Origin of the sequence: Streptomyces sp. SudanB25_2051 (genome assembly GCF_964272635.1) — a bacterium.
Taxonomy (GTDB): Bacteria; Actinomycetota; Actinomycetes; order Streptomycetales; family Streptomycetaceae; genus Streptomyces.
This window is the reverse complement of record NZ_OZ186787.1, coordinates 4,160,721-4,174,253: the sequence shown is the minus strand read 5'-3', so window position 1 is coordinate 4,174,253 and position 13,533 is coordinate 4,160,721. Positions and strand designations below refer to the sequence as shown.

Sequence of the window (13,533 nt, the reverse complement as noted above, 5' to 3'; positions counted from 1 at the left end):
GTAGCTTCCTCAGGAGAAGGCAGTCACAGCGCGACAGGGGTGGACGCGATGGCGGACGTGATGGCTCCGGAAGGTCTCGAGGACCGGCTGGAGGAGTACCGGACGGAGCTGACCGGCTACTGCTACCGGATGCTCGGTTCCGCCTTCGAGGCGGAGGACGCCGTACAGGACACGATGGTGCGCGCCTGGCGGGCCATCGACCGCTTCGAGGGCCGCTCCTCGCTGCGCTCCTGGCTCTACCGGATCGCGACGAACGTCTGCATGGACGCGCTGAACGCCGGCAACCGCCGCGCCCGCCCCATGGACCTGACGGCGCCGACGCCCGTCGCGCAGGCGCAGCTCACCGCCCGCCCCGAGGTCACCTGGCTGGAGCCGGTGCCCGACGGGCGGGTGCTGCCGCAGACCTCCGACCCGGCGGAGGCCGCGCTGGCCCGCGAGTCGGTGCGCCTGGCGTTCGTCGCCGCCCTCCAGCACCTGCCGGCCAAGCAGCGGGCCGTGCTGATCCTGCGGGAGGTGCTGGCCTGGAAGGCGAGCGAGGTCGCCGAACTGCTGGAGACCTCCGTCGCCTCGGTGAACAGCGCCCTCCAGCGGGCCCGCGCGACCCTGGCGGCGTCGGAGCCGGCGAAGACGGACGCGGCGAATCCGCTGGACGAGGAGCAGCGGGACCTGCTGAACCGGTACGTGGCGGCGTTCGAGGCGTACGACATGGCGGCGCTGACGGCGCTGCTCCACGAGGACGCCACGCTCTCCATGCCGCCCTTCGACCTGTGGCTGCGCGGCCACGACGACATCGTGGGCTGGATGCTGGGCGTCGGCGAGGTCTGCCGGGGCTCGCGCCTGGTGCCGACCGTGGCGAACGGCACGCCGGCGTTCGCCCACTACCACCCGGACCCCGAGGGCGGCTTCAGCCCGTGGGCGCTCATGGTCATCGAGATCGAGGACGGCAAGGTCTCCGGGATCACGTCGTTCCTGGACGTGAAGCGCTGGTTCCCGCTGTTCGACCTCCCGGAGCGCCTGGAGGGCTGAGCAGCCGGTCCGCGAGCCCGACCAGCGCCAGCAGCGCCCGCAGGTCGGGCCCCGCGTTCCGCACGGTCAGGGGGTGGCCCAGGCGGCGGGCGGTCAGGTGCAGCCGGGCGAGCGCGTCGACGGCGGCGAGACCGGGCCGTATCAGGGCGTCCGCGTCCACGGCGGCGGGCGCGCCCGGCGGGGCGCCGTCGAGCAGCGCGGTCAGCTCGCCGCACAGGCGTGCGGCGTCGGCGGGCTCGACCAGCCCGCCGACCCGCAGAACGATCGGTTCGGTGTCCTCCACACAGACGAAGACCCCCGCCGCGCCCGGAACTAATCGGCCGCGACGGGGGTGACAACCGCCGTGGGCAGGCGTCCCCAGGGTCTCCCTGGACTGCGACGGGTCAGGCGATGCGGTCGAGGACGATCGGCTGCGGGGTGAACGCCGTGCCCGCCGGGGCGATGTCCCAGGCGCCCTCCAGGGACTTCAGCGCGTACGCGAACTTCTCCGGCGTGTCCGTGTGGAGCGTCATCAGCGGCTGCCCGGCCGTGACCGCGTCACCCGGCTTGGCGTGCAGTTCCACACCGGCGCCGGCCTGCACCGGGTCCTCCTTGCGGGCGCGGCCCGCGCCGAGGCGCCAGGCGGCGACGCCCACGCCGTACGCGTCGAGGCGGGTCAGGACGCCCGACTCGGGGGCGGTGACGACGTGCTGCTCGCGCGCGACCGGCAGCGCGGCGTCCGGGTCGCCGCCCTGCGCGGCGATCATGCGGCGCCACACGTCCATCGCGGAGCCGTCCGCGAGGGCCTTCGCCGGGTCGGCGTCCTTCAGGCCGGCGGCGTCGAGCATCTCGCGGGCGAGCGCGATGGTCAGCTCCACCACGTCGGCGGGGCCGCCGCCGGCGAGGACCTCGACGGACTCGCGGACCTCCAGGGCGTTGCCCGCGGTCAGGCCGAGCGGGGTCGACATGTCGGTGAGCAGGGCGACCGTGCGGACGCCGTGGTCGGTGCCGAGGCCGACCATGGTGGAGGCCAGCTCGCGGGCGTCCTCGATGTTCTTCATGAAGGCGCCGGAGCCGACCTTCACGTCCAGGACGAGCGAGCCGGTGCCCTCGGCGATCTTCTTCGACATGATCGAGGAGGCGATCAGCGGGATCGCCTCGACCGTGCCGGTCACATCGCGCAGCGCGTACAGCTTCTTGTCGGCGGGGGCGAGGCCGTCGCCCGCGGCGCAGATGACGGCGCCGGTGGTGTCGAGGACGTGGAGCATCTCCTCGTTGGAGAGCAGCGCCCGCCAGCCGGGGATGGACTCCAGCTTGTCGAGGGTGCCGCCGGTGTGGCCGAGGCCCCGGCCGCTGAGCTGCGGCACGGCGGCGCCGCACGCGGCGACCAGCGGGGCGAGCGGCAGCGTGATCTTGTCGCCGACGCCGCCGGTGGAGTGCTTGTCGGCGGTGGGGCGGGAGAGCGAGGAGAAGTCCATGCGCTCGCCCGAGGCGATCATCGCGGCGGTCCAGCGGGCGATCTCCGCCCGGTTCATGCCGTTGAGCAGGATCGCCATCGCGAGCGCGGACATCTGCTCGTCGGCGACCTCGCCGCGCGTGTACGCGTCGATGACCCAGTCGATCTGCTCCGGGGTCAGTTCGCCCCGGTCCCGCTTCGTGCGGATGACGGAAATCGCGTCCATGGGATCAGTGTTCCTTCCAGCGGGCTGCCGCGGAGTGTCTACGCGCATAGAGAGGGTGGGCGGCGCGGCCCTCCCCCGCCTCTCGACAGGGGAGGGTGCCGCGTCCGCCGGGGGCCGGGGCCGGTGCGGCGGCCCCGGCCGGATGGCCGGACGGGCCCAGTGGGGCCGCGTCCGGCCGTCGAGCGGCCGGGTCGCGGTACGGCTAGGCGAGGTGCTTGGGGCCGAAGGCCTGCGGCAGCATCTCGTCCAGCGTCCGTACGCCGTCCGGGGTGTCCAGCAGCAGCTCGCCGCCGCCGAACTCGAACAGCAGCTGCCGGCAGCGCCCGCAGGGCACGAGCGTCTCGCCGCGGCCGTCCACGCACACGAAGTGCGTGAGCCGGCCGCCGCCCGTGGCCTGGAGCTGGGAGACGAGCCCGCACTCGGCGCACAGGCCGATGCCGTACGAGGCGTTCTCCACGTTGCAGCCGGTCACGACCCGGCCGTCGTCCACGGTGGCCGCCGCCCCGACCGGGTAGCCCGAGTACGGCGCGTACGCGTGGGACATGGCGTCCCGCGCCGCGGCGTACAGGGCGTCCCAGTCGAAGGGCTGCCCGGGGGCGCCGGTCACTTGCCCTGGCCCCTCTTGTACGGCATGCCGTCCGCCTTCGGCATCCGCAGCCGCTGCGCCGACAGGGCCAGCACCAGCAGCGTCGTCACGTACGGCGCGGCGTCGACGAACTGGCTGGGCAGCGAGTCCGTCATGGCGTACCAGGCGAACAGCACGGCGGAGGCGACGGCCGAGACGGCGGCGGCCACGTACTTCTTCTTGTACAGCGTCCACACGACCGCGATGACCAGCAGGATCGCCAGCAGGAGCAGCATGGCGTGGACGTTCTCGGCGCCGCCGCGCAGCTTGAGGCTGTCGGTGAAGCCGAACAGGCCCGCGCCGAGGGCGAGGCCGCCCGGCATCCAGTTGCCGAAGATCATCGCGGCGAGGCCGATGAAGCCCCGGCCGCCGGTCTGGCCCTCCTGGTAGATGCCGGTCGACACGATCGCGAGGAACGCGCCGCCGAGGCCCGCGAGGGCGCCGGAGACGAGGACGGCGATGTACTTGTACTTGTAGACGTTGACGCCCAGCGACTCGGCGGCGATCGGGTTCTCACCGCAGGAGCGCAGCCGCAGGCCGAAGGCGGTGCGCCACAGGATCCACCAGGTGGCCGGGATCAGCAGCAGCGCCAGGACGGTCAGCAGCGACAGGTTGGTGACCAGGCCGCCGAGGACGCCGGCGAGGTCGGACACGAAGAACCAGTGCTTCGCCTGGAGTTCGGCCAGCCAGTCGGAGAGCCCCGGAACCGTGATGCGGTCGATGGCCTCGACGCGCGGGGACTGCTTGGAGGAGCCCCCGGGCGCCTCGGCGAACGTGAAGTTCGACAGGTAGCGGGTGGCGCCCACGGCGAGGATGTTGATCGCCACGCCGGACACGATGTGGTTGACGTTGAACGTGACCGTCATGACCGCGTGGAGCAGGCCGCCGAGCGCGCCGCCGAGCAGACCGACCAGGACGCCGGTCCACGGGCCCCACTGGTAGCCCGCCCAGGCGCCGAACCAGGTGCCGAGGATCATCATGCCCTCGAGGCCGATGTTGACCACGCCGGCCCGCTCGGCCCACAGGCCGCCGAGGCCCGCGAGGCCGATCGGCACGGCCAGCTGGAGCGCGCCGGACACCTGGCCGACCGACGTCAGGTCGTCGGCGCCGCTGATGACGCGGACCAGCGAGAACAGCGCGAGACCGCCCGCGATGATCAGCAGGATGACGGGCAGGGACATCCTGCGGCGCCCGCCGCCCTTCCGCGGCGCGGTGGCCGCGGGGGTAACCGTGCTCGTGGACTCGCTCATGCCGCCACGTCCTCCTTGTTCTTGCGGGCCTGGGCGGCGAGCTCCTCGCCCACCTTCTGCTGCTGCCGGCGGAGCCCGTACTGCCGGACGAGCTCGTACGACACGACCACCGCGATCACGATCAGGCCCTGCATGATCATGGCGATCTCCTTCTCGAAGTTCGGCGCGATGACCGAACCCGAGGCCTTCTCCAGGAAGGACATGAGCAGCGCGGCGAAGAAGATCCCGATCGGGTTGTTGCGGCCGAGCAGGGCGACGGTGATGCCCATGAAGCCGACGCCCGTGGGGAAGCTCAGGCTGTAGGTGTGGGTCTGGCCGAGCAGCAGGGGCAGGCCGGTGAGGCCCGCGACACCGCCGGAGATCAGCATGGCGGTGAGGACCATCTTCTTGGCGTCGACGCCGCTGGCCTGGGCGGCGGACTCGCTGGCGCCGGTGGCGCGCAGGTCGAAGCCGAACCGGGTGCGGTTGAGGACGAACCAGTAGACGACACCGAGCGCGAACGCGACGAGGGTGAAGCCGTAGATGTTGCCGCCCTCGACGGCGAGGCCGGTCATCCAGCCGGACTCGGGGATCTCGCCGGTGGTGAGGTCGTTGGAGCCCTTCAGCTGCTCGCCGAGGTTGGCGGGCAGGATCATCCAGGCGATCAGGCTGGTCGCGATGGCGTTCAGCATGATCGTGGAGACGACCTCGCTGACGCCGCGGGTGGTCTTCAGGAAGCCGGCGATACCGGCCCAGAAGGCACCGACGAGGACCGCGACGAGCACGATCAGCAGGACGTGCAGCGGGCCGGGCAGCTCGACGGACGCGCCGACGACGGCGGCGAGCATCGCCGCGAGGCGGTACTGGCCGTCCACGCCGATGTTGAACAGGTTCATCCGGAAGCCCACGGCGACGGCGAGGGCCGCCAGGTAGTAGGCGCCGGTCTGGTTGATGATGAGGACCTGGACGTCGGGGAACTCGACGGTCTCCATCATCAGGACGTACGGCTCGATCGGGTCACGGCCCGACGCGAGCAGCACGAGTGTGGTCAGGACGAAGGCCACGGCCAGGGCGAGCGCCGGGCCCGCGATGCCCAGCAGCACCTTGTCCTTGTCGAACTTCTTCATCGGCCCTCACCGTCCGCGTCGTTGTTGTGCTCGAGGTGACCGGTGGCGGCGCCCGTCATGGCCGAGCCCAGCTCCTCGGGGGTGATCGTGGCGGGGTCGGCGTCCGCGACGAGACGGCCCCGGTACATCACCCGCAGGGTGTCGGAGAGCCCGATCAGCTCGTCCAGGTCGGCGGAGATCAGCAGTACGGCGAGGCCCTCGCGGCGGGCCTCCCGGATCTGGTCCCAGATCTGCGCCTGCGCGCCGACGTCCACACCGCGGGTGGGGTGGGCGGCGATCAGGAACTTCGGGTTGTGGCTCATCTCGCGGCCGACGATCAGCTTCTGCTGGTTGCCGCCGGAGAGGGACGCCGCGGTGACCTCGATGCCGGGGGTGCGGACGTCGTACTCGCGCACGATCCGCTCCGTGTCCTGGCGGGCCGCCTTGGGGTCGAGGACGCCGCGCCTGCTGTTGGGCGCCTCGGTGACGTGGCCGAGGATGCGGTTCTCCCAGAGCGGGGACTCCAGCAGCAGGCCGTGCCGGTGGCGGTCCTCGGGGATGTAGCCGATGCCGCCCTCGCGCCGCTTGCGGGTGGGGGCGCGGGAGATGTCCGTGCCGTCGAGGGTGATCACGCCGCCGTCCGGGACGCGCATGCCGATCAGGGCCTCGATCAGCTCGGTCTGGCCGTTGCCCTCCACACCGGCGATGCCGAGGACCTCGCCCTTGTGGATGGTGAACGTGATGCCGCCGAGCACCTCGCGGACCACGCCGTCCGGGTCGGTCTGCGCCAGGCGCAGGTCCTGGACCTGCAGCATCGGCACATCGGTGACCGTGGACTCGCGGGTCTCGGGCGAGGGGAGCTCGCTGCCGACCATCAGCTCGGCGAGCTGCTTGGGGGTGGTGGTCTTCGGGTCGGCCGTGCCCACCGTCGTACCGCGCCGGATGACGGTGATGTCGTCGGCGACGGACAGCACCTCGCCCAGCTTGTGGGAGATGAAGATGACGGTGAGGCCCTCGGCCTTGAGCTCGCGCAGGTTGTCGAAGAGCGCGTCGACCTCCTGCGGGACGAGGACCGCGGTGGGCTCGTCCAGGATGAGCGTGCGAGCGCCGCGGTAGAGGACCTTGAGGATCTCCACGCGCTGGCGGTCGGCGACGCCGAGGTGCTCGACGAGCGCGTCGGGGCGGATGTTCAGCCCGTACGCGTCGGAGATCTCCTTGATCTTGTCGCGGGCGCGGGAGCCGATGCCGTACAGCTTCTCGCTGCCGAGGACGACGTTCTCCAGCACCGTCAGGTTGTCCGCCAGCATGAAGTGCTGGTGGACCATGCCGATGCCGGTGGCGATGGCGTCGGCGGGGCTGTGGAAGGAGACCTGCTTGCCGTCGATGGTGATGGTGCCCTCGTCCGGCTTCTGCATGCCGTAGAGGATCTTCATCAGGGTCGACTTGCCGGCACCGTTCTCACCGACCAGGGCGTGGACGGTGCCCTTGCGGATGGTGATGTCGATGTCGTGGTTGGCGACGACGCCGGGGAAGCGCTTGGTGATGCCGCGCAGTTCCACGGCGGGGGGGCTGGACGCGTTGATGACGCACTCTCCTTGGCGAGAAAGGAGCGAAGAAGCGGGGCGGGGGGACGGGCGGGGCACGCTGGGCACGGTGGGACTTCGTGGCTGGTCGTTTGTCGTCTTCGGTGGCCGAGGGACTCTTCGGTGGCCGAAGTTATCGCGCCGGAGAAGGTTCTACGCGCGTAGCGATCCTTAATGCCAAAACCCATGGCCAGGACGTGACCCGGGGTCCGGAAGGCGGTGGACACCGTCCTTCCGGACCCCTGGGCCGAGTCCTGGCCCGTGACCGTTACGGAGCGGTCTTGACCTTGACCTTGCCGGACGCGATGTCCGCCTTGGCCTTGTCGACCGCGGCGGTGACCTCGGTCATCTTGGTGAAGGCCGGGTTGGAGGTGGCCAGGCCCACGCCGTTGGCGTCGAGGCCGTAGCGGACCTCACCGCTCTGCGGCTTGCCGTCCTTGACCGACTTGATCAGGTTGTAGACCGCGCCGGAGACGTCCTTGGTCACCGAGGTGAGGATGTACTCCTTGTACGCGGCGAGACCGGACTGGTTGTACTGGTCCGAGTCGACGCCGATGGCCCACTTCTTGGCCTTGGCGGCGGCCTCGATGGAGCCGGAGCCCGCGAGGCCGGCGGCGGCGTAGATCACGTCGGCGCCCGCGTCGATCTGGCCCTGCGCGGCGGCCTTGCCCAGGTCGGGCTTGGAGAAGCCACCGAAGTCCGGCGGCTGCGTCAGGTACTGGACCTTGACGTTGACGTTCTTGTTGGTGTCCTTGACGCCCTGGACGAAGCCCGCCTCGAACTTCTTGATCAGCGGAGTCTCCACGCCGCCGATGAAGCCGACGGTGTTCGACTTGGTCACCTTGGCGGCGGCGACGCCGGCCAGGTAGGAGCCCTGCTCCTCGTTGAAGACCAGGTTGGCGATGTTCTTGCCGGTCTTCGACGTGTCGTCGATCAGACCGAACGTGGTGTTCGGGAACTTCGGGGCGACCTCGGCGATGGCCGGGGCGTACGCGAAGCCGACGCCGATGACCGGGTTGTTGCCGGCGCGCGCGAGCGAGGTGAGGCGCTGGACCTTGTCCGGGTCACCCTCACCCTCGCTGGGCTCGGCCTCCGTGCCGGAGATGCCGAACTCCTTCTCGGCCTTCGACAGGCCGGCGTAGGCGGCGTCGTTGAACGACTGGTCGCCGCGGCCGCCGATGTCGTACGCGATGGCGGCCTTGCCGTCCTTCGAGTCGGAACCGGCGTCCGACTTCTTGTCACCTCCACAGGCGGTGACGCTGAGCGCGAGCGCCGCGGACGCGATACCCGCGGTGGCGATCCTGGTGATCCGGCGCAAGGGGGGCTCCTTCGACCTGACCGAAGCGCCTCTTCCGGCGCTGGTTTCGCGGGCGATCGTAACGCGCGTAGATGTCAGATAAAGCCCTGTACGGAAGCCGTTATCGATTCGTCGCGAACAGGCCGCCCACCAGCCCCCTTCCGGCAGCCTCCACCGGGTACGGGGTCACCCAGCGTGTCCCGCCGACCACGGGTTGTCGACGCGACGTGCGGGGGGTGGGTGAGGGTTCCGCCCTACCGGAGCAACACGGTTTCGGCCAAGGGGTGAGGGGTGGGAGGCGGGTGCGGCGCGCGGGGGTGCCGCGGTGGTGCGGGGCGCGAAGGCGGCATACGCGGGTGGGGGTGCGTGCGCGAGTAAGTACGTCGGCCGGGGCGGGGTGCGCGGGTGCGGCGGCGAGCGAAGCCCGCCCTGCGCGGGCAGCGGGAGTTCGCGGGGCTTCCCCTCCGGTCCGCGGGGCGGGCGTGTGATGATCACGCGGTGACTATGCGCGTGGTGCGGACCGGTGAGGGTGAGTGGACCGGGGAGCAGTTGGCGGAGTTGTTCAGTGAGGGGTTCCCCGAGTTCATTTCGGCTGACCGGCTGGTGAAGAAGTACATCGGCCGGGTCCGGGAGTGGTTCGGGGAGCTGGATCTGACGCTCGTGGACGAGCGGGGCGCCCCCGTCGCGTCCGGGTGGGGCGTGCCGGTCCATTGGGACGGGCGGCCAAAGACGCTGCCGGGCGGGTACACCGACGCGCTCGTACGGGCCGTGGAAGGCCGTGAGCGGGGTCTGCGGGCCGACACGCTGGTCATCTGCGGCGCGGTCGTCACCCCGTCGCTGAAGGGGCGCGGGCTCGCCGGGCAGGTCCTCACGGCCTTGCGGGACGAGGCGGGCGAGGCCGGGCTCGAACGGGTCGTCGCGCCGGTGCGGCCGACGACGAAGGCGCGGTACCCGCTGACGCCGATCGAGAGCTTCATGCGGTGGAGCCGCCCCGACGGGTCGGCGCTCGACCCATGGGTCAGGACCCACCAGCGGCTCGGCGCGGACATCCTGTGCGCGGCCCCCGCGTCGCAGACCATGACGGGCACGGTCGCCGAGTGGGAGCGGTGGACGGGGCTCGCGTTCCCCGAGTCCGGCGCGTACGTCATCCCCGACGGGCTCTCCCTGCTGCGGATCGACCGGTCGGCCGACGAGGGCGTGTACCAGGAGCCGAACATCTGGATGCGGCACCGCTGAGGCGTGGAGCGGGGCCCGCGTCCTGTCCGCCTTCGACCCGGTGCGACGAGCAGTGCCGCCGGTCGCGGGCGGCGAGGCCGGAAACCGGGTAGCGCTTCCCAGCGAGTGGGATGTCGGTGTCGTACAGCGCTACCGGCAACGCCTCGCCGAAATCGACACCAGGGGGTACGCATGAGCACCGTCGGCTGGAGGAGACGAAGCGCGCCATGCGCGCGCGCCGGGAGGCCGCGGGGCTGCCGGTTCGGTCGGCTGAGGAGAAGCAGGCCGACATGGAGAGGCTGAGGGCCGGAATCCGCGCGTACCGGCTCGCGGAGACCCGGCGGGAGCGGCCGCTCACGCGGCACCCCGTCGCCTGACCGGAAGAGCGGGGCCCGGGTGGGCCCCGCTCTTCCGGGTTACGCGGCGCCCGCGTCGATCAGGGCCGCCGCGGTGAAGAGCTCGACGCCCACCTTGATCGCGGACTCGTCCACGTCGAAGTTGCCCCGGTGGAGGTCCAGGTGGGTGGTGTCGGTGGGGCGGCGGACGCCGAGGCGGGCCATCGCGCCGGGGACGTGCTCCAGGTACCAGGAGAAGTCCTCGCCGCCCAGGGACTGCTCGGTGTCCTCCACCGAGTACGGGCCCCGGCGGCGCTCCATGGCCTCGCGGAGGAGCTCGGTGATCACCGGGTCGTTGACCACCGGCGGCACGCCGCGCACGTAGTCGATCTGGGTCTTCGCGCCGTGCAGGGTCGCGACCTCGTCGATCGCCGCGTACACCTGGTCGGGTGCGCCGCGCCAGGCGTCGATGTCCAGGCAGCGGACGGTGCCGCCCAGTTCGGCGTGCTGCGGGATGACGTTCGGGGCGTGGCCGGACTCGATGCGGCCCCAGGTGAGGACCAGGCCGGAGCGGGCGTCGATGCGGCGGGCGAGGAGCGCCGGGACGTCCGTGGCGACGCGGGCGGCCGCGGTGACCATGTCGGTGGTCAGGTGCGGGCGCGCCGTGTGGCCGCCGGGGCCGTCGAGGGTGACCTCCAGGCGGTCGCAGGCCGAGGTGATGGGGCCGACGCGCAGGCCGATCTTGCCGGCGTCGACGCGCGGGTCGCAGTGGACGGCGATGATCCGTCCGACGCCGTCCAGGACGCCGGCCTCGATGGCGTCGACCGCGCCGCCGGGCAGGACCTCCTCGGCGGGCTGGAAGAGGAGCCGTACGGGTCGCGGCAGGAGGCCCTGGCGGTGCAGGTCCGCGAGGACGAGCCCGGCGCCGAGGACGGTGGTCGTGTGGACGTCGTGCCCGCAGGCGTGCGCCCGGTCCGGGACCGTCGAGCGGTACGGGCAGTCGACCTTGGTGTCCGGGATGGGCAGGGCGTCGATGTCCGCGCGCAGGGCGAGCATGGGGCGGTGGCCGTCCCAGGTGCCGATGTCGCAGGTGAGTCCCGTGCCGCCGGGGAGGACCCGCGGGTGGAGACCGGCGGCCTCCAGCCGGGCCTTGAGGGCGGCCGTGGTGCGAAACTCCTGGTTGCCGAGCTCGGGGTGCATGTGCAAATCCCGGCGGAAGGCGATCAGCTCGGCGCGGAGTGACTCCGGCAGCGTGCCGAGGAGGGGCGTTTCGTCGGGAACGTCGGCTTCGGTCTCGCGGGACATCAACGTGTTCACCCATCACAGGGTAGGCGGCTTTACCCTTCAACTTACGTGTGATCTACAAAACTTCCGCCCGTTCGGGGAAAGAAACCCGGCCGAGTGGGCTTGAGGGGGTTCCGCAGTGGGTAAGCTCACGCGTTTCGAGGCTTGATCGATCTTCGTCGGGACACTCGGTTAACAATCGTTTACGTTCCGGTCAGCGACAGTCCGTGCGCGGTGCGGGCCGTCTCGGTCACCGCCGCGAGGAAGCCGCGCGCCCGGGGCGGGGCCGTGGCCCGAAGCCACTCGGGGGCCACGTCGCAGACCGTGATCGTCACGCCCGTTCCGGCGAGGGCCGCCGGGAGGGTGTGCACGACGGTGGACGGGAAGCTGAGCACCGTGCGGCCGATCGGGCCGCGTCGCGCGATCAGCTCCAGCGGCAGCTCCGGGCGGACGATCTCCAGACCGGTCGTGGTGGCGATGCGGTGCAGCTTCGTCACGCTCTCCCGGCGGTGCGCGAAGTAGCGGGTCACGCCGTGCGCCGAGGCGAGGGCGGCGACCGCCTCCACGTACCGGTCGGGGTCGACCACGCCGGTCTCCACCAGGGACGTGCCGACCAGGTCCGCGCCCGCGGTGAGCCGGGGCGGCCCGAACCGGGCGCGGGTCCAGCCGAAACGGTTCCCGCTCACCACCGTACCCTCGGGCGCCTCGACGGGCAGGGCGGTGAAGACCTCGACGGTGCGGCGCCTGCCGGGTGCCAGCCGGCGGCGGGCCAGGGCGGTGACCGGCGCGAGGGCCAGTTCGCGCGGGTCCCGGCTGCCGCGCCGGTGCCAGCGCACGAGGCGCTCGCCGCGCGCCAGCTGGGCGGCGTACTCCATGGTGGCCGTGCCGTCGTCGACGACGGTCACGCGGCGCGGCGGGAACACCCCGAGCAGCAGCTGCACGTACCGCGAGAACGGGTCGCCCACCACGACCCGGTGGGCGCCTCGCAGCAGGGGCGCGAGGTCGCGGAGGGTGCGGACCGGGCCGCCGCGCCGCGCGGTGGCGCCCCGCGCCTCCTGCCAGCGGACGGTGACGCCCTCGTCGCGGGCCATGGCGGCCATGCGGCGCAGCTGGCCGCGCGACATGGGGTCGGTCGGCGGCAGGACGACGAGGGTCAGGGGGTCGCCGCCGTCGTCCTCGGGGCGCGCGTGCCGCCACTCCAGGACGTTCAGGACCTGGACGGGGCTTTCGGCCAGGGCGACGACCGGGGCGGGGTGCGCGGGGTCGCGGGGGCGGCGGTTCATGCCGGGGCCAACACCCTGCGGAGCTTCTTCATGGGCGCGAGCTCGGAGTCGTACACCCGCTTCACGCCGTCGCCGAGCGCGGTCTCGATGGTGCGGATGTCGCGTACGAGACGGGTGAGGCCCTGCGGTTCGACGGAGGCGGCCTGGTCGGAGCCCCACATCGCGCGGTCGAGGGTGATGTGGCGCTCCACGAAGACGGCGCCCAGCGCGACGGCGGCGAGGGTGGTCTGCAGGCCGGTCTCGTGGCCGCTGTAGCCGATGGGGATGTTCGGGTAGTCGCGGCGCAGGGACTCGATGACGCGGAGGTTCAGCTCCTCGGCCTTCGCCGGGTAGGTGGAGGTGGCGTGGCAGAGCAGGATGTTGTCGGAGCCCAGGACCTCGACGGCGTGCCGGATCTGCTTGGGCGTGGACATGCCGGTGGAGAGGACGACCGTGCGGCCGGTGGCGCGGACGGCGCGCAGCAGCTCGTCGTCGGTCAGGGACGCGGAGGCGATCTTGTGGGCCGGTACGTCGAACTTCTCCAGGAACGCGACGGCCTCGGTGTCCCACGGGGAGGCGAACCAGGCGATGCCGCGCGCCCGGCAGTGCTCGTCGATGGCGCGGTACTCGGTCTCGCCGAACTCGACGCGGTGCCGGTAGTCGATGTACGTCATCCGGCCCCAGGGGGTGTCGCGCTCGATGTCCCACTGGTCGCGGGGGGTGCAGATCTCGGGGGTGCGCTTCTGGAACTTCACGGCGTCGCAGCCCGCGTCGGCGGCCGCGTCGACGAGCGCGAGGGCCTTGTCGAGGTCGCCGTTGTGGTTGATGCCGATCTCGCCGGTGACGTAGACGGGGTGGCCGGGGCCGACGGGGCGGGTGCCGAGGGTGCGCGTGCGCAGGTCGTTCATGG

13 protein-coding genes are annotated in these 13,533 nt (G+C 71.9%); 3 read left to right on the top strand and 10 right to left on the bottom strand.

Features of this window, described 5'->3' with window-relative positions:
• Positions 1 to 60 precede the first annotated feature (60 nt).
• A complete protein-coding gene (locus tag ACSUPT_RS18870; RefSeq protein ID WP_361654845.1) occupies positions 61 to 1,026 on the top strand; it encodes a sigma-70 family RNA polymerase sigma factor in 966 nt (321 codons plus the stop codon).
• Here the strand turns inward: ACSUPT_RS18870 and ACSUPT_RS18865 are convergent.
• The 7 genes from ACSUPT_RS18865 to ACSUPT_RS18835 form a co-directional block, all read right to left on the bottom strand.
• On the bottom strand, positions 959 to 1,309 hold the full coding sequence (locus tag ACSUPT_RS18865) for an STAS domain-containing protein (protein ID WP_351963458.1): 351 nt from the start codon (positions 1,307 to 1,309) through the stop codon (positions 959 to 961). The two genes, ACSUPT_RS18870 and ACSUPT_RS18865, sit on opposite strands and share 68 nt — an antisense overlap.
• Before the next feature lie 100 nt (positions 1,310 to 1,409).
• Positions 1,410 to 2,687 carry a thymidine phosphorylase gene (locus ACSUPT_RS18860; protein ID WP_351963457.1) on the bottom strand — a complete coding sequence of 426 codons (1,278 nt, stop codon included), beginning with the start codon at positions 2,685 to 2,687 and terminating at the stop codon, positions 1,410 to 1,412.
• 202 nt (positions 2,688 to 2,889) lie between these two features.
• On the bottom strand, positions 2,890 to 3,294 hold the full coding sequence (locus tag ACSUPT_RS18855; RefSeq protein ID WP_351963456.1) for a cytidine deaminase: 405 nt from the start codon (positions 3,292 to 3,294) through the stop codon (positions 2,890 to 2,892).
• The gene (locus ACSUPT_RS18850; RefSeq protein WP_351963455.1) at positions 3,291 to 4,562 is read right to left on the bottom strand and encodes an ABC transporter permease; all 1,272 of its coding nucleotides are present in this window, start codon (positions 4,560 to 4,562) and stop codon (positions 3,291 to 3,293) included. The genes ACSUPT_RS18855 and ACSUPT_RS18850 overlap by 4 nt, the downstream gene beginning before the upstream one ends.
• Positions 4,559 to 5,668, bottom strand: a complete 1,110-nt coding sequence (locus ACSUPT_RS18845; protein WP_351963454.1) for an ABC transporter permease — start codon at positions 5,666 to 5,668, stop codon at positions 4,559 to 4,561. Before ACSUPT_RS18845 ends, ACSUPT_RS18850 begins: the two co-directional genes overlap by 4 nt.
• Positions 5,665 to 7,206 carry an ABC transporter ATP-binding protein gene (locus ACSUPT_RS18840; protein ID WP_351963453.1) on the bottom strand — a complete coding sequence of 514 codons (1,542 nt, stop codon included), beginning with the start codon at positions 7,204 to 7,206 and terminating at the stop codon, positions 5,665 to 5,667. The genes ACSUPT_RS18845 and ACSUPT_RS18840 overlap by 4 nt, the downstream gene beginning before the upstream one ends.
• A gap of 292 nt (positions 7,207 to 7,498) precedes the next feature.
• Positions 7,499 to 8,548: a BMP family lipoprotein gene (locus ACSUPT_RS18835; protein ID WP_351963452.1), complete on the bottom strand. Its 1,050-nt coding sequence runs from the start codon at positions 8,546 to 8,548 to the stop codon at positions 7,499 to 7,501.
• 483 nt (positions 8,549 to 9,031) lie between these two features.
• Between ACSUPT_RS18835 and ACSUPT_RS18830 the strand changes: the two genes are divergently transcribed.
• Positions 9,032 to 9,763: a GNAT family N-acetyltransferase gene (locus tag ACSUPT_RS18830; RefSeq protein WP_436946237.1), complete on the top strand. Its 732-nt coding sequence runs from the start codon at positions 9,032 to 9,034 to the stop codon at positions 9,761 to 9,763.
• A gap of 206 nt (positions 9,764 to 9,969) precedes the next feature.
• On the top strand, positions 9,970 to 10,119 hold the full coding sequence (locus tag ACSUPT_RS18825; protein ID WP_436945043.1) for a hypothetical protein: 150 nt from the start codon (positions 9,970 to 9,972) through the stop codon (positions 10,117 to 10,119).
• Between the two features lie 39 nt (positions 10,120 to 10,158).
• On the opposite strand, the gene ACSUPT_RS18820 is transcribed toward ACSUPT_RS18825, so the two are convergent.
• From ACSUPT_RS18820 to ACSUPT_RS18810, 3 genes are all read right to left on the bottom strand, one after another.
• Complete coding sequence (locus ACSUPT_RS18820) at positions 10,159 to 11,382, bottom strand: M20 family metallopeptidase (protein WP_351963544.1); 1,224 nt, start codon at positions 11,380 to 11,382, stop codon at positions 10,159 to 10,161.
• Between the two features lie 182 nt (positions 11,383 to 11,564).
• The gene (locus ACSUPT_RS18815) at positions 11,565 to 12,644 is read right to left on the bottom strand and encodes a hypothetical protein (protein WP_365725673.1); all 1,080 of its coding nucleotides are present in this window, start codon (positions 12,642 to 12,644) and stop codon (positions 11,565 to 11,567) included.
• Positions 12,641 to 13,531 (bottom strand): N-acetylneuraminate synthase family protein, encoded by an 891-nt coding sequence (locus tag ACSUPT_RS18810; RefSeq protein ID WP_361654831.1) that lies wholly within the window; start codon positions 13,529 to 13,531, stop codon positions 12,641 to 12,643. Before ACSUPT_RS18810 ends, ACSUPT_RS18815 begins: the two co-directional genes overlap by 4 nt.
• Positions 13,532 to 13,533 lie beyond the last annotated feature (2 nt).